The 22,906-nt window shown below is 42.3% G+C and carries 21 protein-coding genes and 2 tRNA genes; 9 read left to right on the forward strand and 14 right to left on the reverse strand.

What is annotated here, in order from left to right:
• The first annotated feature begins 8 nt into the window (after positions 1-8).
• The 4 genes from HC965_RS18770 to HC965_RS18785 all read left to right on the forward strand — a co-directional run bounded on the left by HC965_RS18770 (position 9) and on the right by HC965_RS18785 (position 6,621).
• Positions 9-1,913: a RagB/SusD family nutrient uptake outer membrane protein gene (locus HC965_RS18770; protein WP_191032886.1), complete on the forward strand. Its 1,905-nt coding sequence runs from the start codon at positions 9-11 to the stop codon at positions 1,911-1,913.
• Between the two features lie 21 nt (positions 1,914-1,934).
• Positions 1,935-2,804, forward strand: a complete 870-nt coding sequence (locus tag HC965_RS18775) for a discoidin domain-containing protein (protein WP_223854944.1) — start codon at positions 1,935-1,937, stop codon at positions 2,802-2,804.
• Positions 2,805-2,972: 168 nt separating this feature from the next.
• Positions 2,973-5,840 (forward strand): M60 family metallopeptidase, encoded by a 2,868-nt coding sequence (locus HC965_RS18780; protein ID WP_223854945.1) that lies wholly within the window; start codon positions 2,973-2,975, stop codon positions 5,838-5,840.
• Positions 5,841-6,060: 220 nt separating this feature from the next.
• Positions 6,061-6,621 (forward strand): RNA polymerase sigma-70 factor, encoded by a 561-nt coding sequence (locus tag HC965_RS18785; RefSeq protein WP_191032888.1) that lies wholly within the window; start codon positions 6,061-6,063, stop codon positions 6,619-6,621.
• Here the strand turns inward: HC965_RS18785 and HC965_RS18790 are convergent.
• The 5 genes from HC965_RS18790 to HC965_RS18810 all read right to left on the reverse strand — a co-directional run bounded on the left by HC965_RS18790 (position 6,593) and on the right by HC965_RS18810 (position 9,465).
• The gene (locus HC965_RS18790) at positions 6,593-7,846 is read right to left on the reverse strand and encodes a Gfo/Idh/MocA family protein (protein ID WP_191032889.1); all 1,254 of its coding nucleotides are present in this window, start codon (positions 7,844-7,846) and stop codon (positions 6,593-6,595) included. The genes HC965_RS18785 and HC965_RS18790 overlap by 29 nt on opposite strands.
• Positions 7,847-7,908: 62 nt before the next feature.
• Positions 7,909-7,981, reverse strand: a tRNA-Gly gene (locus HC965_RS18795).
• Between the two features lie 8 nt (positions 7,982-7,989).
• Positions 7,990-8,072, reverse strand: a tRNA-Tyr gene (locus HC965_RS18800).
• A gap of 50 nt (positions 8,073-8,122) precedes the next feature.
• A complete protein-coding gene (gene ribH, locus HC965_RS18805) occupies positions 8,123-8,617 on the reverse strand; it encodes a 6,7-dimethyl-8-ribityllumazine synthase (protein WP_167962760.1) in 495 nt (164 codons plus the stop codon).
• Between the two features lie 164 nt (positions 8,618-8,781).
• Complete coding sequence (locus HC965_RS18810) at positions 8,782-9,465, reverse strand: tetratricopeptide repeat protein (RefSeq protein WP_191032890.1); 684 nt, start codon at positions 9,463-9,465, stop codon at positions 8,782-8,784.
• Positions 9,466-9,625: 160 nt separating this feature from the next.
• On the opposite strand from HC965_RS18810, the gene HC965_RS18815 reads away from it, so the two are divergent.
• Both HC965_RS18815 and HC965_RS18820 read left to right on the forward strand, forming a co-directional pair.
• Positions 9,626-10,732 (forward strand): DNA replication/repair protein RecF, encoded by a 1,107-nt coding sequence (locus HC965_RS18815; RefSeq protein WP_167962763.1) that lies wholly within the window; start codon positions 9,626-9,628, stop codon positions 10,730-10,732.
• Complete coding sequence (locus tag HC965_RS18820; RefSeq protein WP_167962765.1) at positions 10,732-11,019, forward strand: DUF721 domain-containing protein; 288 nt, start codon at positions 10,732-10,734, stop codon at positions 11,017-11,019. Before HC965_RS18815 ends, HC965_RS18820 begins: the two co-directional genes overlap by 1 nt.
• On the opposite strand, the gene HC965_RS18825 is transcribed toward HC965_RS18820, so the two are convergent.
• The 7 genes from HC965_RS18825 to gap form a co-directional block, all read right to left on the reverse strand.
• Complete coding sequence (locus HC965_RS18825; protein ID WP_191032891.1) at positions 11,006-11,797, reverse strand: histidinol-phosphatase; 792 nt, start codon at positions 11,795-11,797, stop codon at positions 11,006-11,008. The genes HC965_RS18820 and HC965_RS18825 overlap by 14 nt on opposite strands.
• On the reverse strand, positions 11,742-12,266 hold the full coding sequence (locus tag HC965_RS18830; RefSeq protein WP_255508787.1) for a 5-formyltetrahydrofolate cyclo-ligase: 525 nt from the start codon (positions 12,264-12,266) through the stop codon (positions 11,742-11,744). Before HC965_RS18830 ends, HC965_RS18825 begins: the two co-directional genes overlap by 56 nt.
• The gene (locus HC965_RS18835) at positions 12,244-13,995 is read right to left on the reverse strand and encodes a S41 family peptidase (RefSeq protein WP_191032893.1); all 1,752 of its coding nucleotides are present in this window, start codon (positions 13,993-13,995) and stop codon (positions 12,244-12,246) included. The genes HC965_RS18830 and HC965_RS18835 overlap by 23 nt, the downstream gene beginning before the upstream one ends.
• A gap of 30 nt (positions 13,996-14,025) precedes the next feature.
• Positions 14,026-14,475, reverse strand: a complete 450-nt coding sequence (locus tag HC965_RS18840; RefSeq protein ID WP_191032894.1) for a dCMP deaminase family protein — start codon at positions 14,473-14,475, stop codon at positions 14,026-14,028.
• A 13-nt stretch (positions 14,476-14,488) separates the two neighbouring features.
• Positions 14,489-14,998: a DUF4847 family protein gene (locus HC965_RS18845; RefSeq protein WP_191032895.1), complete on the reverse strand. Its 510-nt coding sequence runs from the start codon at positions 14,996-14,998 to the stop codon at positions 14,489-14,491.
• A gap of 9 nt (positions 14,999-15,007) precedes the next feature.
• The gene (locus HC965_RS18850) at positions 15,008-17,068 is read right to left on the reverse strand and encodes a M3 family metallopeptidase (RefSeq protein ID WP_191032896.1); all 2,061 of its coding nucleotides are present in this window, start codon (positions 17,066-17,068) and stop codon (positions 15,008-15,010) included.
• 168 nt (positions 17,069-17,236) lie between these two features.
• A complete protein-coding gene (gap, locus tag HC965_RS18855; RefSeq protein ID WP_191032897.1) occupies positions 17,237-18,247 on the reverse strand; it encodes a type I glyceraldehyde-3-phosphate dehydrogenase in 1,011 nt (336 codons plus the stop codon).
• A 142-nt stretch (positions 18,248-18,389) separates the two neighbouring features.
• On the opposite strand from gap, the gene mscL reads away from it, so the two are divergent.
• Both mscL and guaA read left to right on the forward strand, forming a co-directional pair.
• Positions 18,390-18,836: a large-conductance mechanosensitive channel protein MscL gene (mscL, locus tag HC965_RS18860; RefSeq protein WP_191032898.1), complete on the forward strand. Its 447-nt coding sequence runs from the start codon at positions 18,390-18,392 to the stop codon at positions 18,834-18,836.
• A gap of 128 nt (positions 18,837-18,964) precedes the next feature.
• The gene (gene guaA, locus HC965_RS18865; RefSeq protein WP_191032899.1) at positions 18,965-20,488 is read left to right on the forward strand and encodes a glutamine-hydrolyzing GMP synthase; all 1,524 of its coding nucleotides are present in this window, start codon (positions 18,965-18,967) and stop codon (positions 20,486-20,488) included.
• 90 nt (positions 20,489-20,578) lie between these two features.
• Here guaA and HC965_RS18870 read toward each other — a convergent pair whose 3' ends face one another.
• Positions 20,579-21,247 carry a Crp/Fnr family transcriptional regulator gene (locus HC965_RS18870; protein ID WP_191032900.1) on the reverse strand — a complete coding sequence of 223 codons (669 nt, stop codon included), beginning with the start codon at positions 21,245-21,247 and terminating at the stop codon, positions 20,579-20,581.
• A gap of 137 nt (positions 21,248-21,384) precedes the next feature.
• Between HC965_RS18870 and HC965_RS18875 the strand changes: the two genes are divergently transcribed.
• A complete protein-coding gene (locus HC965_RS18875) occupies positions 21,385-21,984 on the forward strand; it encodes a MarC family protein (protein WP_191032901.1) in 600 nt (199 codons plus the stop codon).
• Positions 21,985-22,125: 141 nt separating this feature from the next.
• Here the strand turns inward: HC965_RS18875 and HC965_RS18880 are convergent, their stop codons facing one another.
• The gene (locus HC965_RS18880; RefSeq protein ID WP_191032902.1) at positions 22,126-22,809 is read right to left on the reverse strand and encodes a rhomboid family intramembrane serine protease; all 684 of its coding nucleotides are present in this window, start codon (positions 22,807-22,809) and stop codon (positions 22,126-22,128) included.
• Positions 22,810-22,906: the final 97 nt, after the last annotated feature.

The following is a 22,906-nucleotide window of genomic DNA, read 5'->3' on the forward strand; positions in this document are numbered from 1 at the left end:
TACATAGTATGAAAAATATAATAAAATATCTGTTTTTAGCATTGTTTGCGGGAACTGTGATGGTGTCCTGTGATTTTCTGGATGTGGTACCGGCAGAGAAAGCCAGTGATAAAGATGCTTTTTCCAGTCCTAAAGCAGCAGAAAGATTCCTGTATTCATGTTATGGATATATACCGCAGATTAATAAGGTGCAGAATTGCCTGGATTTCAGTGGAGATGAAATTATAAGTCCTTTTACTCAGGAATCGTACGTAAAATTTGCCGAAGGTGTTTATACTTCGGGAAACTTGATCATCAGTTATTGGAATGATTTGTTTCTGGGTATTCGCCAATGTTATTTGTTAAAGCAGAATATAAACTCAGTTCCCCGCATTGATCAGGCAACTATAGACAGTTATGTGGCTCAGGCTGATTTCCTGATCGCTTATTTTCATATGCTGTTGATTAAATGCTATGGTCCTGTCGTATTAGTGAAGGAACTGCCGGTTCTGGATACTCCAAAAGATAATTTATTGGGACGTACCTCTTATGACGAATGTGTGCAGTGGACTTGTGATATGTTTGACAGTGCTGCCGGAAGACTGCCGGCAACACGGACGGGGTCGGAGTATGGGCTTGTAACCAGTGTGGCTGCCAAAGCTCTTAAAGCCAGATTGTTGCTTTATGCGGCTTCTCCCTTGTTTAATGGTAATACGGAATATTACAATGACTTTGTCGGCACGGACGGTAGTCCGTTGATGCCTCTTTCTTATGACGAAAATAAGTGGAAAAAGGCAGCAGATGCCGCACTTGAGGCTATTAATCTGGCTGAGTCTAACGGATATAGTTTATATGAGATGAAAGAAGGGGACTTGAGCGGCTATCCCGAACCTCAGGATTTGACACAGCGTACGATGCGTTTTACATTTATGGATAAGGACAATTCAAAAGAGGTGTTGTTTGCCGAGACGCGTAAGGCGGGTGCATATGGTTTGCAGGCTAAATCCTTGCCTTATTTGAGTGATGGTTCCTGGAATGGTGTTGCGCCGACTTTGACTATGGTGGAGCGCTTTTATACGAAAAACGGTCTTCCGATTGACGAAGATCCTGAGTTTGATTATCAGAACCGGTTCTCGGTAGTTCCATTCCCCGATGATGCTGCTTATGGTGAAGGACAAACATTGAAGATGAATATTGACCGCGAACCTCGTTTTTATGCCTGGATTGCATTTCAGAATGGTTATTATGAATGTCAGGCAGAGTCTAAGGAGAATGCCTATATAGCGAAAGCCGAGCGTGCGGAAGGTAAGAAATGGTTGACGGATTTTACAGAACAGGGAAATTGCGGCAAGCAGGGCAGAAATAATAACTACTCAAAAACCGGATACTTGAATAAAAAAGGTGTTCATCCGGGAGTGGCTGCTTCCAAATCGCAGAAAGAACCTTCCAAGGATTATCCGTGGCCGGTCATTCGTTTGGCAGAATTGTATCTGAGCTATGCGGAAGCATGTATCGCCTATGATAAAGAAGGTTATCTTGAAAAGGGGATGGAGAAACTGGATAGAGTGCGTCAGCGTGCCGGACTTCTTTCTGTTAAGGATGCTTGGAAGAATGCGAAGAATCCTATGGTGAGTTATACGGGAAATGGTGGTTTGAACGGCAAATTGACAGAGATTGTAAGACAGGAAAGAATGATAGAACTTTATCTGGAACAGCAGAACTTCTGGGATATTCGTCGTTGGAAACTGGGGAACAAGTATTTTAATGTGCCGGTAAGGGGTATGAATATTGATGCCACTGATATTAATGGTTTTGCTACTGTGAAAACTCTTCCTGACGTTCGCAATTTTGATACTCCGCGCCAATATTTGTTGCCGATCCCGGCTGAAGAAGTGAGTAAGAATCCTAATATGGTGCAGAATCCTAATTATTAATTAAATTTTAGCATGACTGTTATGAAGAAAAATATTTTTTTATTGGTTGTCACTCTACTCTTGGCAGGGTTTGCTGGTTGCAGTGACGAAGATACAAAGTCTGTTGTTCCTTCTGATGTGATTGATTTAAGTGCCGATACTCAAGACAAGCCCGGTTATATTGTGCTTCGTTGGGTTACGCCTGATGATAATACGATCAGATATATTAAAGTATCTTATTATGATTATTTGTTGGAACAGGATGTGGTAAGGCTGGCCAGTGTTTATGCGGATAGTGTGTTGATTCCGGATACGCGTAAAAAGTTCGGAGAATATGAATTTAAGGTCCAGTCTTATAGTGAAACGGGTGATGCGGGAAATGTCCAGACAATCCAGGCTGTTTCGGAACCGGCTCCGGTACAAGTGGTTTTCGGAGAGTCCAAACAAATAGTATTGACGGTGGACCAGTTGTCAACGAATGCCCAGGAAGCTTCAGAAGGCCCTATAGCAAATCTTATTGACGGGAATACCGGTTCTTATTTTCATACGGCCTGGAGCGGGACAGTTCCTCCGTCTCCTCACTGGTTCCAGATAGATACAAAAAAAGAAATAACTTACTTTAAGTATGAGTCGGTGGCACGTAATGGAAACAACATTCCTGATGATGTGGATATTATGGGTAGTAATGACGGAGTCAATTTTGAATTGATTGAGAATCTTACAAAGGCTAAGAATGGAATGTTGATGAGTACAACTCCATATATGTCTCCTGTTTTGGGGGATAATTCCAAGCCCTATCGTTATATACGCTATTCGGTAAACCATACAAATACGGGTTCTGTCTTTTTCAGTATGGCGGAATTCAAATTATTTGAGGTTAATGCAAGTGTTGTTGATCCGGAGGCTGAATAATAAGGTTTACAGGATACTGTAGATATTCAGATAATAGGATAAGCTTTGTCTTATGGGCAAATCAGGCGGAAATTATAAATGCTTCTTTTCAAGAATTATTTTGGATTTCCGCCTTTTTATTTGATGCTTTGGTTATTCGATGAAAGTATTACATAATACGTATTATAGATGGTAAATTATTATATAAAAAAATGCTTGTTGGTTCTCCTTGTGCTTGTACATTGGGTTGTGGCTTTTTCTTGCTCAAGCGATGAGGAAGTATTGGTGGTCGATTTATCCGTAAATAAGGAGATTGTGGATTTTAACAGTGAAGCCGGAACACAAAATATAACGGTTTCAACAAATGCTTCAACTTGGGAAGCAAAGGCGGATAAAAGTTGGTGTACTCTTTCCGTTTCGGGGAAGATTTTGAAGATTTCTGTAGATGAAAGTGAAGAACGGTTGGTACGTGAAGCACTTGTAACAATTACGGCAGAAGGGCAAATGCGGACGATTAAGGTTCGTCAGTTAGGGTATGAAGCTGCTATCTTGATTGATAAGAATGTTTTTGAAGTAGAGGTTATTGGTAAAGAGATAACTTTTAATGTTACTACGAATGTAGAAGTGAGTGCCGGCTTCCCTGATTGGATTTCAGAGAAAGCTAAATCCCGTGCACCCGAAATGGTAACGTCAACTCATACTTATGTGGTGAAAAGCAGCACATTGGATGAAAAGCGGGAAGGCGCCATAGTCTTTACTGAAGTTTTGCCGGAAGGTGCCTCGGAAGAAAATGTACCGGTTTCTGCTTCGGTGCTGGTTTCACAGCATGGACTGAATGAATACAATGGGGGAGCAGGAGAGGATATTGAAGGAGACTTTAAAGTAAAAGTTGTGAGTGGAACTGATTCTTCCCACCAAGGTGAGGATGGTATTGAGAAATCCTTTGATGGTGATTATAAAACCCTGTATCATTCGAACTGGTCAAATGGCGGAGCGAATTATTTTCCTATTACGCTGACTTATAATTTTGAGGAAGCGTCTGATGTGGATTATCTGATTTATCATCCTCGTTCTACAGGATATAATGGCCATTTCAAAGAGGTGGAAATTCAGTACTCGGAAGATGGGAGTACATTTACGAAGTTGCTTGATAAGGATTTTGAAGGCTCTGCAACAGCCACCAGGGTAACTTTTGATAATACGGTTCGTGCCATTTCTTTTCGTTTTATCGTGAAGAGTGGGGCGGGAGATGGTCAGGGATTTGCTTCTTGTGCTGAGATGGAGTTTTATGCCAAAAATCTGAATGCATTTGATTATTCTACTCTTTTTGAAGACGAGACATGCAGCAACTTGAAAGCGGGAGTCACAGAAGCAGACATAGAAAACTGTAACTATCCTTTCTTCAAGAATCTGGCTTACTATATGTTCAAAGGCAAGTATGACAGGAACTTCCGTGTGGCAGATTACAAGGCGTTTCCGCATCCGGATATTCAGTCGGAAACTCACAAGACAAACCCGTATAGCCTTCTTGACAATCCGACAGGTATTTCGGTAGGAGCAGGTGAAACATTGGTAGTGATGGTGGGTGATACATACGGACAGAGTATAGGAATGAAGGTACAGAATTTGGACGCACCGGGAAGTGATGGTTTCGGAGGAATTACCTATCCATTGTATCGAGGTATTAATAAACTGACGATGACAGGAAAAGGATTGATATATGTAATGTATCATACTAAAAGTCTGGAAGAAGCAGAAACTGCACAACCTGTTAAGATTCATTTTGCTTCGGGCACAGTGAATGGCTATTTTGATTCGCAGAATGAGGAGCACCGAGGGCGTTGGAATGAATTGTTGGGTAAGGCTACGGATAAATATTTCGATGTGGTAGGCAAATATGCGCATCTGACTTTTGAAACCAATGACTTCAGAAAGTATGCTGCCACCAATGGTGATGAATTGATCGACCTTTATGATAAGATTGCCCATAGTGAGATGCAACTTCTCGGATTGGAAAAATATGACAAGATGTTCAAAAATAGGATATATTTGAATGTCATGTACCAGTCTTTTATGTATGCAACTGCTTATCATACTGCTTATAATCAGACTACAATGGGAGATGTTTGTGACCCGGATGTGCTGAAAACCACGGGTTGTTGGGGACCTGCCCATGAAATAGGGCATTGCAATCAGACACGTCCGGGAGTCAAGTGGATAGGATTGACTGAGGTGACTAACAATATCATGTCCGAATATATACAGACTACTGTTTTCGGGCAGCCTTCACGGATACAGACCGAAGATATGGGAGCGGTATACCGCAACAGATATTCGAAGGCATGGAACGGTATTATTGTTCCGAAGGCTTCTCATGCTAATTTTACAAATATAGATGATTCGGATGATGTCTTTTGTAAATTGGTTCCTTTTTGGCAACTGGAACTTTACTTTGGTAAAGTGCTTGGACGGACGCCGCTCCAACAGCCGGATTATGGAGGCTTCTATCCCGAAGTTTACGAATATGCCCGTGCGAAGAACTATGGCGGCATGAGTGAAGGAGAGATACAGCTTGATTTTGTGTACAACTGTTGTGTAGCGGCCCGGATGAACTTACTTGATTTTTTTGAAAAGTGGGGATTCCTGACTCCTGTGGATAGGTCGATTGAAGATTATGAAACAAAAACACTGAAGATAACTAAGGAAATGATTAGTAGGTTAAAGGAGAAAGTGGAGAATTTGGGATATGAAAAATTGCAGGATGTAGCTTTGGAATACATTTCGGATAATACATGGGAGTTGTATCGGAATCGCCCTCAGGTAGTGCCTGAGGAAAATGCGACCCGGAATGGCAATACCATTACAATCAGAAACTGGCAGAATGTGGCAGCCTATGAAGTGGAGAACCAGTCCGGTGAACTTATCTTTATCTCTAGTGGTGAGACAACGCCTTCTGCTACCGATGTATTTACACTTTCCGGTGATTGGAAGGACGGGCATAAACTTTATGCTGTATCAGTGACGGGAAAACGGACGGAAGTGCCGATGGTGAATTAAATATATATGTGCAAATTGTACCATAGGTTAACGCAGGGTTGTTTTGCCTGTTTGTATTAGGTTATTACAACATACTGCGTTGATTTATGGTATTTTTCTTATGATGTGTTCACAATGATATAAATAAAAAAGATAAAATGGGGTTTTGAAATTAATTGGCTCGTCATAGTATATTTTATTTTAAATATATTACTTTTGTCTATCATAAGTTTTGAACAATATGGAGGAAAAAGAGCTGATTAATCAAATGAAAAATGGCAATAATATTGCCTTTGCTACGTTGTATGATTATTATTGGCAGAAAGTCTATAATTTTACCAAGCTTTATGTGACCTCTTCTGATACAATTTCTGAGATTGTCCAAGATGTTTTTGTGAAATTTTGGGAAGCTCGCCATTTATTGGATAATAATAAAAGAGTGGAAGGCTTCCTGTTTATTATTACCCGGAATATCATTTTTAATAAAGTTCGAAGCAAGGTTCGTGAGGATATGTTCAAAATGACGGTACTGCGTTCAATAGAGAGCGAAGAATCGTATAATCAGGAAGACCAGATGGTGGCGGAAGACTTAAAAGAATATATCGACCAGCTAATTGCTGTATTACCCAAGCGGCAACGCGAAATATTCTTGATGAGCAGAGAGGAAAATATGACTTATCGGGAGATTGCTGCCCGTTGCGGTATTGGTGAAAAAGCCGTGGAACGTCATATTTACCTGTCTCTAAAGTTTCTGAAAAAGAATCTCCTCTTATTTATTTTATTTTCCACGCTCTCCGAGTAAAGTCCGGTATTTCTATTGCCATGCTTTTGTTTAATACCGATTTCTCGCTTAGTTCTGTAATGCACGACCATTCGGCTGCGTCATATACGTCCATATCCAGTGGAAGCCCGTTGCGTAGGCAATAGATAAGGCGGTAATCCATCACATAGTTCATTTCGTTGGGTAACCCTTTACGGTGCGCTTCCTCGCCGATAGTTGCGCTGAAAGGGTGTTTGTAGCGCGCCAGTGTTTTCTCCAGTCTTTCTCCAGAAAGCGGTGTATCGCCATTGGGTTCCAACGCAATGCAAGGAACCGGATATTTCTGTGCGAATCCCAGTGTGCCGCATACGGTTTGCAAACGGCTGTAAGGGCGTGGCGTAGACACGTCGTACTGGAGCATGATTGTTTTTCCCTTGACCGTATGGATAAGCGTTGTATTGACATCTCCCAATTGATACTTTTGACAGGCTTCCGGTGAATACTCGCCAAATAGCCGACGGGCATACTCACTCATTCCTGCCTGATGGGTAGACATAGAAACAAGATATTCCATTCTGTCACTGCGATGAATATTGAGAATCTGACAGGCAGGGCCCAGGCCATGAGTGGGGTAGGGATTGCCGGTATGTTCGATGCTATACTTTTTCCCCCAATGATTGTGATAGCCACCTTCACTTTCCTCGGCAAAATACATCGAACGAAGGTCGTGAATGTAAGCTCCTTCTACGTGCATGATTTCTCCGAGTATTCCCCGGCGAGCCATATTGAGCGTAGTCAATGCGAAAGGATCGTAACAGCAGTTCTCTAACATGATGCAGTGGCGGCGGGTTCTTTCCGCTGTGTCCACCAGTTGCCAACATTCATCCACGCTCATGGCTGCCGGAACTTCAATGGCTACGTGTTTCTTACATTCCATCGCAAAGGTAGCCATTGGTGTGTGCATCAGCCAGTCGGTACAAATGAAGACCAAATCCAATTCGTCCGATTCGCACATATTTTTCCAGCCGTCCGTTCCGGTATATCCGATAGCTTCGGGGCGGTCTGCCTCTTTTAATAGCTGCTGGGCTTTGTGAAGGTTGCCTTCCCTGATTTCACAGAGAGCCTTGATCTCCACACCTTCTATTTGGAGATAGCGTTGCAGGGTGAGCAATCCCCGGTTGCCCAATCCTATGATTCCGATATGAACGGTTGGGATAGGGGGAAGCGCTAACCGGAGTACGTGAGTTTGTGTCAGAGAATCTTTCATAATCATAGCGGTCTAAAGTAAAACAAAAAAAGAGAACCTAATTTCTCAGATTCTCTTTGGAGAGCGGAAGACGGGGCTCAAACCCGCGACCCTCAGCTTGGAAGGCTAATGCTCTATCAACTGAGCTACTTCCGCAATTTTTGTGGGCAAAGATGGATTCGAACCACCGAAGTCGAAAGACAGCAGATTTACAGTCTGCCCCATTTGGCCACTCTGGTATTTGCCCTTTTTTGCTTTTGAGATAGTTTGTTTCTCAATCGCGGTGCAAAGATACAACTATTTATTTAAACTCCAAACAAAATCAATCATTTTTATTGCGGAAATTGCACATTCGTCTCCTTTGTTACCTAGCTTGCCACCGGCGCGATCCTCTGCTTGCTCCATGGTATTAGTGGTAATTAATCCGTAAATAACTGGTATATCGCCAGTTGCGTTTAATTCGGTAATTCCTTGGGTGGCTCCCATACAAACATAATCAAAATGTGGAGTATCTCCCTTAATTACGCAACCAATTGCAATAATTGCATCGATATCGCAATTTTCCATCATTTGGTTGGCGCCGAAAGTAAGTTCGAAACTTCCCGGTACAGTTTTCACCAAAATATTTTCTTCTTTAGCTCCATGTTTTTTCAATGTTTCGACTGCGCCTTTCAGCAAAGCACCTGTAATATTGAAATTCCATTCGGATACGACGATACCGAATTTCATGTCTTCAGCGTTCGGAACGGAGTTGAAATCATATTCGGATAAATTATGATAAGCTGTTGCCATAATAAATTGAGGATTGAGAATTAAAAATTAAAAAATGAAAGTTTTAGAAAGGATTGAGAAAAAAGGCACGGATTACACGGATTTCACGGTTGTAGTTGATAACTGTTTTAATCCGTGTCAATCTGTGTAATCCGTGCCTGATATCTTATATATAATAAGGTATATTATTTCTTCATCAACTTAGCCTGCTCGATATATTTGTCGATGTCCATAGCTTGGTAAGATTGGAAGTATTTGTCCTTGATCTTTGTATAAGCGTTCACTGCATCATCAAATTTACCTTGTTTCACCAGGATTTCTCCGGCTTGTACCAGGAAGATCGGGCTCAATGTGTTGTTGTCAGCTTTGTCTGCTGCCGAGAGCAAAGTAGAAGCTGCTTTATCCAGTTGGCCGAGTTGTGCATAGCAGTTACCGGCAGCACCCAAAATTGCGGGAGCAACCATCTGGTCTTTTCCGTTGAAGCTATCCAGCATCTTCACTGCTTCTTCGTATTTGCCGAGTTGTGCATAGCAAATACCTGCATAAGCTTTCGCTAAATTAGCGGCTTTTGTTCCGCTGTAGTCATCTGCTACTTTCAGGAAACCTGCAAAACCAATGCTGTCACCGTTCAGTGCTTGTTCAAAAGCATCCTGTTCAAAGTATTCCTGTCCTTTGAAAAGAGCTGCTTGTGCTTTTTCTTCACGTGGTTCAGCATAGAGGTTTTTGTACATGATAAAACCTGCTACAATAATAATCACAGCAACAACACCGCCGATGATTGCGTTTTTGTACTTGATAAGAAATGCTTCCGATTGTGTCAGTGCATCTTCTACGTTCAGATGTTCGTTCTGATTCTTTTGTTCTGCCATTTTATATGATTCTTTTTGTTATTATTCACGGTTTGATATTTCGACTCGCAAAAGTAGTTTTTTTATATCTACAAATGAAATTTAGAGCCATCTTTTTTTGTTTTACACCCGAAAACCACGAAAATCTTGCTACTTTTGTGAACAAATTAACGCGTACACAATGATACTGAAACGAATATCCATATTAAACTATAAGAATTTGGAAGAAGTGGAGCTGGGATTCTCCGCTAAACTGAATTGTTTTTTCGGGCAGAATGGAATGGGAAAGACGAATCTGCTGGATGCAGTGTATTTCTTGTCTTTTTGCAAAAGTTCCGGCAATCCGATTGATTCACAGAATATTCGTCACGAACAGGACTTCTTTGTTATCCAGGGTTTTTATGAAGCTGAGGATGGAACTCCCGAGGAGATTTATTGCGGGATGAAGCGTCGCTCGAAGAAGCAGTTTAAGCGTAACAAGAAGGAGTATAGCCGCTTTTCCGACCACATTGGTTTTTTGCCTTTGGTCATGGTGTCGCCTGCCGACTCTGAATTGATAGCCGGGGGAAGTGATGAACGGCGCCGGTTTATGGATGTCGTGATTTCCCAGTATGATAAGGAGTATTTGGATGCGCTGATACGCTATAACAAAGCATTGACACAGCGTAATACCTTGCTGAAGAGTGAGTTCCCAGTCGAAGAGGAATTGTTTTTGGTATGGGAAGAAATGATGGCGCAGGCCGGTGAAGTTGTATTCAGAAAGCGTGAAGCGTTTATCAAGGAGTTTATTCCTATCTTCCAGTCTTTCTATTCTTTCATTTCACAGGATAAGGAACAGGTCGGATTGTCTTATGAGTCTCATGCACGGGATGCTTCCTTGATGGAAGTACTGAAGCAAAGCAGGGAACGGGACAAGATTATGGGATTCTCCCTGCGGGGGATTCATAAGGATGAGTTGAATATGATGCTGGGCGAGTTTCCGATAAAGAAGGAAGGGTCGCAGGGACAGAATAAAACGTATTTGGTGGCATTGAAATTGGCACAGTTTGACTTTCTGAAACGTACCGGAAGGACTGTTCCTTTATTGTTGTTGGATGATATTTTCGATAAACTGGACGCTTCGCGTGTGGAACAGATCGTTAAATTGGTTGCAGGAGATAACTTCGGGCAGATATTTATAACGGATACGAACCGGGAACATTTGGATCGCATCTTGCATAAGGTAGGCAGTGATTTTAAAATTTTCCGTGTAGAAGCAGGAGTGATTCACGAAATGGAAGCTGAATAATGAAACGTAACGATGCAGAACAAATAGGAAAACTGATTCAGCAGTTTCTTCGTCAGGAGAGTTTGGAATCTCCGCTGAACGAACAAAGATTGCTGGATGCCTGGCCCAAAATCCTGGGGCCTGCGGCGGCTTATACCAACAATCTTTATATTCGTAACCAAACTTTGTATGTGCACCTCACTTCCGCAGCTCTTCGTCAGGAATTGATGATGGGACGCGAAATGTTGGTACGTGCACTGAATGAGAAAGTAGGGGCTACGGTGATTACAAATATCATTTTTCGGTGAGAAAAGGTATCGTGTCTGTTACCTTTATTCCCAACTTCTTGAGTGTTTCGCCTGCACGGTCATAATAGAATGGTGTTTCCAAATACTGATTATTATGTGCATCCACTCCGATAATGGCAGTACAACCTTCGTGAGCAGCTATTTCCCAAAAGTCGGGGTGAGGGATGGTTATAATTCCGTGCTCCTCATTGTAGTCTTCGTAGCCGAGGTTATACTCCAACGGCAGGTTTAACCGTGCCGCTGTCCGGCAGATATGTCTGCTGACTAATTTGCAGTGACGGTCGAATCGGGGATAGGAACGCATGAATAAATCCGGGTGTGCCAGGTAAGCGAATAATCCGCTTTCCATTCCTTCAATGGCGCTCTCTTCATAAAGCTCAAGCATATCTACTGTATCTGTGTGCCGACCGAAGTAGGGGAATTTCTCATCTGTATGGAAATGGTGATTTCCGAAGATGATATAATCCAATTGATATTCCTTGATGATTCCTTTCAGCCAGTACAGGTAATCCGGGAAATATTCACATTCCAGCCCTATTTTTATACTGATTTGTTCTTTGTACTTTTCCCGCAGCGAACGCAGACTTTCTACATACTCCGGCAGTTCTTCGGGAGTCATGCGGATGTCGGATACATAATTGGTATTGTATTTCCACGGAGTATGGTCAGAGAAACCTAATTCCTGGTAGCCGCCTTTGATGGCGCTTAAAACAAATTCTTCGTCACTCCCTGTCGCATGATGGCAGCGGGTGGTATGGGTGTGATAATTCGTCCTCATTGCTTGTTATGATTATGTCCATGCGTACATCATATGAATCCGCAGGAACTTCTTCTACTAATTGAAACGGAAAACAGATGCCTGCTTTATAGGCTGACGGAATACGTGGCAGAAGGCGGTCATAATACCCCTTTCCCCGTCCCAACCGGTTACCTTTGGCATCAAAAGCAACTCCGGGAACGGCAATAAATTCTATAGCCGCATAGTCTGTGAATATTTCTCCGGTAGGTTCTTCTATTCCATAACTGCCGGTTGCCATGTCTTCCGGACCACTATATATGCGTAATTCCAATTCATCGCCTACAACTACCGGAAGTAGAATCCGTTTTTCATTACTCCATTTCCGGATAAACGCGTGCGTGTCTACTTCGTCTTTCAGCGAATGATAGAGCAATATAGTATTTGCCGCCCTGAAAGCCGGATGGGCTTCGAGGGCGGCAAGTACTTTAGCTGATTGCAACTTCCGCATATCTGAATCCTCGTGACGGGTCTTCAGTGATGCTATATACTTGCGCAGTTCTTTTTTTCTTTCCATCTTTTTTGTCCTTTGTCACTTCTTCCTCTTCTACTGCTACCGGAGCTTTCGGGAAGGCTTCTCCATTTTCGAGTATCTCGATACCTTTATTGACAGTGGCATCTGTTCTATTGAAGTATTGGAGATAGGCTTCCAACCCTAGCATATTGTAGATGATGTTGCCATAGATATTCTTTTCCAGCAGCTTGTAGGATTTTTGGATAAGAATATTTCTTCTTTTCACTCCCTTACTATCGGCAAAACGGACAAACTGTTCTACCAATCCTTGGTGGCGAAGATAGTTCAGCAAGTCCTCTTCGGTTTCGTACTGGCTGAGTTTTTTCCGGTTATTATCCGTATATTGGAATGTAAACTGGATAGTCAGTCCACGGTTGATAACTGTAGACAGATAGGAAGTGACTCCTGTCGTATCTTGTGGCACGAATATATCGGGCATGATACCGCCGCCGCCATATACAGTACGTCCCAGGCTCGTGTTATAGCGTTCTTTCTCATTTTGCTTGATGCTGTCGCGAGAGAAGAACTCACCATGTTCGTAACGGTTGTATAAGTCGAGTTCGTAGTTACGGTCTTTACCACTTTCGTAAGGGCGTTGGATGCAGCGTCCGGACGGAGTGTAGTAGCGAGCAATCGTCAGGCGGATAGCCGAACCATCGCTGAAGTCGATAGGCTGTTGAACCAATCCCTTGCCAAAGGAACGGCGTCCTACTACTGTACCCCGGTCGTTGTCCTGGATAGCTCCGGTAAAGATTTCACTGGCAGAGGCAGAACCTTCGTCAATCAATACAACGAGCGGCATCTTCTGACAGCTACCTGTACCGTTGGCAAATTCTTCCGCACGCGGATATTTACGGCCTTGAGTATATACAATTAGTTTTCCTTCAGGCAGGAACTCATTTACCATGCGGATAGCGGCTTCCATATATCCACCGGTATTACCGCGCAGGTCGATAATCAGTCCTTTACATTTCTTATGGTTGAGTTGAGCCAATGCATTGAGCAGTTCTACATGAGTAGTACGGCCGAATTTGCTGACTTTTACGTAGCCGATGTCGTCATTTACCATATAAGCGGCATCAACCGTATTTTGAGGAATGTCTCCGCGGGTGATGCTGAAGTTTAATAGTTCTTTTTCTCCCATACGTTTGACTCCTAGCTTCACTTGAGAACCTTTAGGTCCTTTAAGGGTACGCATCGCTCGTTCGTTAGTCACCTTTTTACCGACAAAGAGACTGTCGTCTACGGTGACGATACGGTCGCCCGCCATCAGCCCTACTTTTTCGGAAGGGCCGCCCTGGATGACTGCATTCACATGGATGGTGTCATTCTGTATGGTGAATTGAATTCCGATTCCGCTAAAGCTGCCTTCCAGTTCAGAGTTGACTTCTTCAAGATTCTGAGCCGGGATGTAAGTTGAATGCGGATCGAGTTCAGCCAAAATCTGTGGCATCGCTTTTTCTACAAGATCGGTCATGTTAACAGTGTCTACATACTGGTCATCTACAATTCGCAGCAATGCGTTCAGCTTGTTGGAAGAGCCGTTGATGATACCCAGGCGGTTGCCGGCGAAATGCTTGGCATAAAATGTGCCGATAAGAATCCCGAGAACCACGCTGACGGCTATGATGACAGGTGTGAAACGTGAAGAGTTTTTTGTACTCATGTCTATTCCTTTTTTAAAACGTTCGTCTTATTATTTGTTCGAAGCAGAATTTTCATCCGGTTCTGTGTAGATGACCTCAATTCCTGCCCGTTTTAATAACTCTATTCCATCTTCCAGGCGATAATGCTCGGAGTAAACTACCCGTTTGATTCCTGCCTGTATGATTAACTTTGCACATTCAATGCAGGGTGAAGCTGTGACATACATCGTGGCTCCGTCGCTACTGTTGTTCGAACGTGCTATTTTAGTAATGGCGTTTGCTTCCGCATGCAAAACGTATGGCTTTGTCAAGTTGTTTTCATCTTCGCATACATTCTCGAATCCGGAAGGCGTTCCATTATATCCGTCGGAGATAATCATTTTATCCTTAACGATTAAAGCTCCTACTTTACGGCGTTGGCAATAGGAATTTTCAGCCCAAATGCTAGCCATACGTATATAACGTCTGTCAAGTTCTAATTGTTTTTTTTCTGAGTCCATGTTGTTTTGCTGATTACTTGTTTACTACACGGAAAACCATGCGGAAAGTTTGTTTACTATCTTTGGGTTTGTATAAAAGATACAAGTTCTTATCGTCTCCTTCGTAAGATGTTGCATTTCTCAGTCCTTCTATAAAGTTTTTGGCAAGTTTGTCACCACCATCATTTCCTTCTGTGATATTGGCGTTGAAATCATTGTTTTTGCCGTTTGCACTCCAGGTTCCTGCAAGAGAATAAGAAGCGACTACAGTTCCTCTTATTTTTCCACTGATGAGATCTCCCTCAGCTACGCCTTCAAATATGACATTATATGTTCCATTTTTATTTAGCTCTTCGATACTTTTATTTTCTTCTATTTTGTTTTCCCAGAAACTGAACATTTCATGTTGTCCGTCAACGGTGATATAGTTTAGCTTCCATGTTTTTCCTGTAAATATGGAAGCTACGTCATCAGAGTCGTTGCACGCTGAAAATAAAGGAAGCAATAATAGCAATCCTACTATTTGAAATATATTTTTTTTCATACTTAATACTTATTTCTTAATTCCGTTTCTGATTAATAAGGCGTCAATAGTCGGTTCCTGTCCGCGGAAGCGTTTATAAAGCGTCATCGGATGCTCTGTTCCCCCTTTCGACAGGATATTCTTGCGGAAGGAGTCAGCAACTTCCTGGTTGAATATTCCTTTTTGCTTAAATAGTGAGAAAGCATCAGCATCCAGTACTTCCGCCCATTTGTAGCTGTAATATCCTGCGGCATATCCACCTGCAAAGATATGCGAGAATTGAGTACTCATACAAGCTTCTTGTACTACCGGCAGTATCTGTGTCTTTTTCCATGCTTCTTGTTCATAGGCTTTCACATCTCCCTCGAAAGGAACATTGCGAGTGTACCACGCCATATCAAGCAGTCCAAAACTTAACTGTCTCAGACAAGCATAGGCAATATTGAAGTTCGAAGCGTCTACCAGGCGTTTTATTAATTCGTCCGGCAATATTTCCCCAGTCTGATAATGACGGGCGAAAGTATTCAGAAAGTCCTTCTCTATGGCGAAATTTTCCATAATCTGTGAAGGAAGTTCTACAAAGTCCCAATATACATTTGTACCGCTTAAACTCTTGTAAGTAGAGTTGGCAAACATGCCATGCAGACTGTGTCCGAACTCATGCAAGAATGTTTCTACTTCATTGAATGTCAATAGAGCAGGCTTGTTCTCGGTCGGCTTGGTGAAGTTCATCACGACAGATACATGCGGACGGCTGTTCTCACCCGTTTGTTGATCTATCCATTGCTCTTTGTAACTTGTCATCCAAGCGCCCGAACGTTTGCCGAGACGTGGATGGAAGTCTGTATATAAGACAGCCAGGAACTTTCCGTCTTTGTCGAACACTTCGAATGCTTCCACTTCCTTGTGGTAAACGGGAATCTCCGTATTCTTCCGGAATGTGATTCCATATAACTTTTCTGCCAGTCCGAATACCCCTTTCTTTACCTGTTCGAGTTCGAAGTAGGGGCGAAGCATTTCTTCGTTGATATTGAATTTCTTATCTTTCAGCTTGTTTGAATAATAGCTCCAGTCCCAAGGCATTACGACAAAGTCGTCTCCCTGCTCTTGACGAGCAAGTTCCTGCACTTCCTTGTATTCTTCCTGGGCAGTAGGTGCATATGCTTCCAATAGCTGGTTGAGCAGCTTGTATACAGATTCACTGTTTTCGGCCATCCTTTTCACAAGCATATATTCCGCATAATCTTTATATCCCAGCAGTTGAGCTATCTTCATGCGTGTATTGGCTATCTTCTTCACGATTTCGATGTTGTTGAACTCATTATCGTGCGTACATTTCGTATTATAAGCCATATACAATCTCTGACGTAAGTCGCGGTTGTCGGCGTATGTCATAAATGGAACATAGCTCGGTGCATGAAGGCTGAATACCCATCCTTCCTTACCTTCGCTTTTAGCCGTTTCGGCTGCTGCTTCTACGATAATATCCGGCAATCCGGCAAGACTTTCCTTCTTCGTCAGCAACATCTGATAACGATTGGTTTCTTTCAGGTTGTTCTCGCTGAAGTCAAGTGTCAGTTTACTCAATTCGTTAGTCAACCGGCGGTATTCTTCCCGTGCTTCACCTTCCAGATTGGCACCGTGGCGAACGAAACTGTTATAGGCATTTTCCAGTAGCTGGCTTTGCTCCTGTGTAAGTGATAAGTTCTCTTTCTGGCTGTACACCTCTTTCACGCGTGCGAAAAGCTTTTCGTTCAGCGTGATGTTGTTACTGTGCTCGCTAAGTAATGGCATAATCTTTTGAGCCAGTTCCTGCAGGTCATCATTTGTTTCTGCACTGAGCATATTCCCGAAAACGGCTGCCACTCTATCCAATAAATCTCCCGAATTTTCGAAAGCTTCTATTGTATTGTTGAAAGTTGCTTTTTCCGGATTCTGTATGATAGCATCTATTTCTGCATTCTGCTGCTTGATCCCTTCAAGGATGGCAGGTTCATAGTGTTCGGTTTTTATCCGGTCAAAGGGCACGGTTTCGTGCGGTGTCTGATATTGCCCGAAGAAAGGATTCTGGGCATTTATTATATTGTTCATGGTGCAAACTAGTATCAATGTTATTAATAATCTCTCCATAGAGGTACAAAACTACTAAAATTGTAGCTGATTCAACGGATAACAGCTTGCTTTTTAACAATATATAAAATGAATACAAAAAAACCGCCACGGTTACCCGCAGCGGTTTCAATTATGTTAATCTTCTAATTAAGCGTTAACTGATGCCATGTGAGCGATCAAGTCAAGAACTTTGTTAGAATAACCGATTTCGTTGTCATACCAAGATACAACCTTAACGAATGTATCAGTCAAAGCGATACCAGCTTTAGCATCGAAGATAGAAGTACGAGCGTCACCCAAGAAGTCAGAAGAAACTACTGCATCTTCAGTGTAACCCAGGATACCCTTCAATTCGCCATCAGCAGCTTCTTTCATAGCAGCGCAGATTTCAGCGTAAGTAGCCGGTTTAGCCAAGTTAACTGTCAAGTCAACTACAGATACGTCCAAAGTCGGAACACGCATAGACATACCAGTCAATTTGCCGTTCAATGCAGGGATAACTTTACCTACAGCCTTAGCAGCACCAGTAGAAGAAGGGATGATGTTGCCAGAAGCAGCACGACCACCTCTCCAGTCTTTCATAGAAGGACCGTCAACTGTTTTCTGAGTAGCAGTTGTAGAGTGAACTGTAGTCATCAAACCGTCAAGGATACCGAACTTGTCGTTCAATACTTTAGCGATAGGAGCCAAACAGTTAGTAGTACAAGAAGCGTTAGATACGAACTGAGTACCTTTCACGTATGTTTTTTCGTTTACACCGCAAACGAACATCGGAGTGTCATCTTTAGAAGGAGCTGACATTACAACATATTTTGCACCAGCTTCGATATGAGCCTGAGCTTTGTCTTTGCTCAAGAACAAACCTGTAGATTCAACAACGTATTCAGCACCTACAGCATCCCATTTCAAGTCAGCCGGGTTTCTTTCTGCAGTGATGCGGATAGCCTGACCGTTAACGATCAATTTGCTGTTTTCAACATCTGCTTCGATAGTACCGTCGAATTGACCGTGCATAGTGTCATACTTCAACATGTAAGCCAAGTAATCAACCGGGCAAAGGTCATTGATACCTACGATTTGAATATCGTTTCTCTTCATTGCAGCGCGGAAAACGAAACGTCCGATACGTCCGAATCCATTAATACCTACTTTAATCATTTTGTTTAAACTTTTAAGGGTTTTATAATATTTGTTCAAATATCTCTCGGTCTCCGCATTTGTTTTATTTTCAAATGCGGTGCAAAATTACAAAAATGTTTTTATATTCGCATATTAAATTCACATTAAATATTGAAAAAAGATGGGAAAGAGCACATTTTTACAGGACTTTAAGGCGTTTGCTATGAAAGGCAACGTCATAGACATGGCTGTCGGTGTTGTTATCGGTGGTGCGTTTGGAAAAATCGTATCATCATTGGTTGCCAATGTTATCATGCCCCCGATCGGCTTACTGGTTGGCGGAGTGAACTTTACAGATTTGAAATGGGTAATGAAAGTGGCTGAAATCGGAGCTGACGGTAAAGAGATTGCACCTGCGGTGTCGTTGGATTACGGTCAATTCTTGCAGGCTACTTTTGATTTCCTTATTATTGCTTTCGCTATATTCTTATTTATACGTTTGCTGACTAAGCTGACAACAAAGAAAAAAGAAGAAGCCGCAGCGGCACCGCCCGCTCCTCCTGTACCGACGAAAGAGGAAATATTGCTGACGGAGATTCGCGATTTGCTGAAAGAAAAGAAGATTTGAACCTAATAAAATAAGGAGATTCCAGGTGTTATCTTGTGAATCTCCTTATTTTTCTCTTCATTATTAATATAGATTGCGCACTTTTTTCTACTTTTGCAAACCAATTTATTTAAAATCCAACCATTAAGATGCAGGAGAAAATAATTATTCTTGATTTCGGTTCGCAGACGACCCAGCTTATAGGCCGTCGTGTCCGCGAATTGGATACGTATTGTGAAATAGTTCCTTACAACAAGTTCCCTAAGGAAGACGCCTCCGTTAAGGGGGTTATTCTTTCCGGAAGTCCTTTTTCAGTCTATGACAAAGACGCTTTTAAAGTAGATTTGAGTGAAATTCGTGGCAAATATCCTATATTAGGTATCTGTTATGGTGCGCAGTTTCTATCGTACACCAATGGCGGAAAAGTAGAGCCGGCAGGTACACGCGAATATGGACGTGCGCATCTGGCTTCTTTTTGCAAAGATAATGTGCTGCTCAAAGGAGTTCGTGAGGGTTCGCAGGTATGGATGAGTCATGGTGATACGATTACAGCTATTCCTGATAATTTTAAGAAAATCGCTTCGACGGATAAAGTGGAGATTGCTGCTTATCAGGTGGAAGGAGAGCAGGTATGGGGTGTACAGTTCCATCCGGAGGTATTCCATAGTGAAGATGGAACACAAATTTTGAAGAACTTTGTAGTAGATGTTTGCGGTTGCAAGCAGGACTGGTCGCCGGCTTCTTTCATTGAAAGTACAGTGGCTGAATTGAAAGAGCAGTTGGGCGATGATAAGGTAGTACTCGGTTTGAGCGGTGGAGTTGACTCTTCGGTTGCTGCGGTATTGCTGAACAAAGCTATTGGTAAGAACCTGACTTGTATCTTTGTAGATCATGGTATGCTGCGTAAGAATGAGTTCAAGAATGTGATGGTTGATTACGAATGTCTCGGCTTGAACGTGATTGGTGTAGATGCCAGTGAGAAATTCTTCTCGGAATTGGCTGGCGTGGTTGAACCGGAAAGTAAACGTAAGATTATTGGTAAGGGCTTTATTGATGTATTTGATGTAGAAGCTCACAAGATAAAAGATGTGAAATGGCTGGCTCAAGGTACAATCTATCCTGACTGTATCGAGTCTTTGTCTATCACAGGTACGGTGATTAAGAGCCATCATAATGTAGGTGGTCTTCCCGAAAAGATGAATCTGAAGTTGTGTGAGCCACTTCGTTTGTTGTTCAAGGATGAAGTTCGCCGTGTAGGTCGCGAATTAGGTATGCCTGAACATCTGATAACCCGCCATCCATTCCCTGGGCCAGGTTTGGCTGTACGTATTTTGGGGGATATTACTCCGGAGAAAGTACGTATCGTACAAGATGCTGACGATATTTTCATCCAAGGATTGCGTGACTGGGGATTGTATGATAAGGTTTGGCAGGCAGGAGTTATTTTGTTGCCGGTACAGTCTGTTGGCGTAATGGGTGATGAACGTACTTATGAAAGAGCAGTTGCCTTGCGTGCTGTAACATCTACGGATGCCATGACTGCCGACTGGGCGCATTTGCCATATGAATTTTTAGGTAAAGTTTCGAATGATATTATTAATAAGGTGAAAGGCGTGAACCGCGTAACCTATGATATTAGTTCTAAACCACCTGCTACGATAGAATGGGAGTGACAAATATCCATCATAAAAAAGCCTCAATGGGATTTCCCGTTGAGGCTTTTTTATGATATAACTGTGTATCTGTCTATATTTTATCCAAGATTATTCGCTTACTAACTTTTGTGCATCCGGAATAAGAATCTCTTTCCGGCGTAATTCGAGCAATCCGTTATCTTGCAATTCATTAAGCGCTTTGGAAGTATTCAACCGCGTGTCATCCAAATAACGGGCAAGGTCGTCCATCTTCACTTTGAATATCTTTTCTCCCTGTGGCTTCTCGCAATGTAGCAGGAAAAAGCGAATGATTTTATCCTTTAAATCCTCTGTAGGCTCTTCCCATAAGCGTGAATAAAGATTTTGTGCCCGGTTGCTGACAATATTCATGTAGTTGAGCCGGAAAATCTCGTATTTGAACAGGTCGCTGAGTACAAACACTTTACTGATACTTACTGTATGTGCTTCCGTGTGCGCTATATAAGAAGAATTATAATTAGTATTCATTCCAAATAACGACTGCGGTTCTATCAGGTAGGGCGCTTCCATTTGTTCAATGACAGTGTAAATGTTTTCTTTAGAATTGGTGACAATTGAAACCTCGCCTTTTAGCAGAAAACGGAGCTGTGTACAAGGACTACCACTCTCAATGATAGTTTCTCCCGCTTTATGCTTGATAAAGTGTAGCTTTACCTTATCCAGTATACTGGTGAAATCTTCATGACAAAGACCTTGGAATAAAGGCAATTGGAGCAAAGTGTCGAACATTGTTTCCATACGTCGTAATCTCTTGTTAATCGTACAAATTTACTCATAATACAACACTGCCGTCAACATATACCCCTTCTTTTTGTTTTTTTTATTGTTTGAATGCATAAAAATAGAGTATATTTGCAGAAAAAAAGGAGGAAATTATGTTCGCAGGCTTTAATTGGCAACAGATGATTAGTGCGTTTATCGTACTTTTCGCGGTAATAGATATTATCGGCTCTATACCTATTATTATTAACTTGAAGGAAAAAGGTAAAGATGTGAATGCAATGAAAGCTACTGTCATCTCCTTTGCCTTATTGATAGGATTTTTCTATGCGGGAGACATGATGCTGAAACTCTTCCATGTAGATATTGAATCGTTTGCAGTGGCGGGGGCGTTTGTCATTTTTCTCATGTCTCTGGAGATGATTCTGGATATTGAGATTTTCAAGAACCAGGGTCCTATCAAAGAAGCTACTTTGGTGCCGCTTGTCTTTCCTCTGCTTGCGGGTGCCGGAGCCTTCACAACGCTACTTTCCCTTCGGGCAGAATATGCCAGTGTCAATATTATCGTAGCCTTGGTGCTGAATATGATTTGGGTATACTTCGTGGTGAGTATGACCGGACGGGTAGAACGTTTCCTCGGAAAAGGCGGTATTTATATTATTCGTAAGTTCTTCGGTATTATCCTGCTGGCTATTTCCGTGAGGCTGTTTACAGCAAATATTACATTGTTGATCGAGGCATTGCATAGGTCTTGATAATCCACCTCCTTTTTTAGATGTTGTGCCACCTCGATGGCACAGTTGTGCCACCACTTTGGCATAAGCGTGCCACTTCGATGGCACAGTCGTGCCAATAAGGTGGCATGGACAGGCAATATGTAGCGTATAGGATAGGTATTATATCATTTCGCCTTTTTGCTCTATATCTTTGTTTTCTTCTTCCCCTTCTTCCTTTTCTTCGGTATTCTCTTCTTCTACTTCTTCATCCTGTTCATCTGCAAAAGGTTCTGGCCGTTGCGGTCCGTGATTAATGAAAGCAAAAGCGCAGAGCGTACCCATGATGCCGCCGCTTAGATGCCCTTCCCATGACATATTCGCGGGCGAGAAGTAGGGAAACATATGCCATATAATCCCACCATATAAAAAGGTGACAAGTAGGGAAATGGCAATAAGCGGGACATACTTACGGAGAATACCACTGAAAAAGAGAAAGAAAGCAAGTCCGTAGATAAGTCCGCTGGCGCCGATGTGCCATCCCGGTTTTCCGATAAGGAAAGTGAGCACGCCGCCGCCAAGCCAGATGAGAATAAAAATCTTACCAGCTATTCCCCGGTAAAAGTAAAAAAGACACCAGGAAAGAAAGAATAAAGGGAGTGTATTTGCCAGTAAATGACTGAACCCGCTGTGTATCAACGGATGAGTAAAAATACCGATTAAGCCTCGCTTCTCCATAGGGTATACCCCCGCGTGAGAGAAGTCCCAGTCCATCCCGACTTCCAGGAACTTGAGTATATATAAGATAAAAATTAGGAACAAAGGCTTTGCTGCAGCCACCATGATACGCTGAATATCTTGCTTCATGACATTCTTTTCTTTAGATATTTTACGCAATACTACGAATATTTGCACAAAAACTGAAAATAAAAAGCCTTTTTATTTTTGTTTTTATCTATAATTT

This window comes from Bacteroides sp. GM023 (assembly GCF_014750685.1).
Classification (GTDB): Bacteria; Bacteroidota; Bacteroidia; order Bacteroidales; family Bacteroidaceae; genus Bacteroides.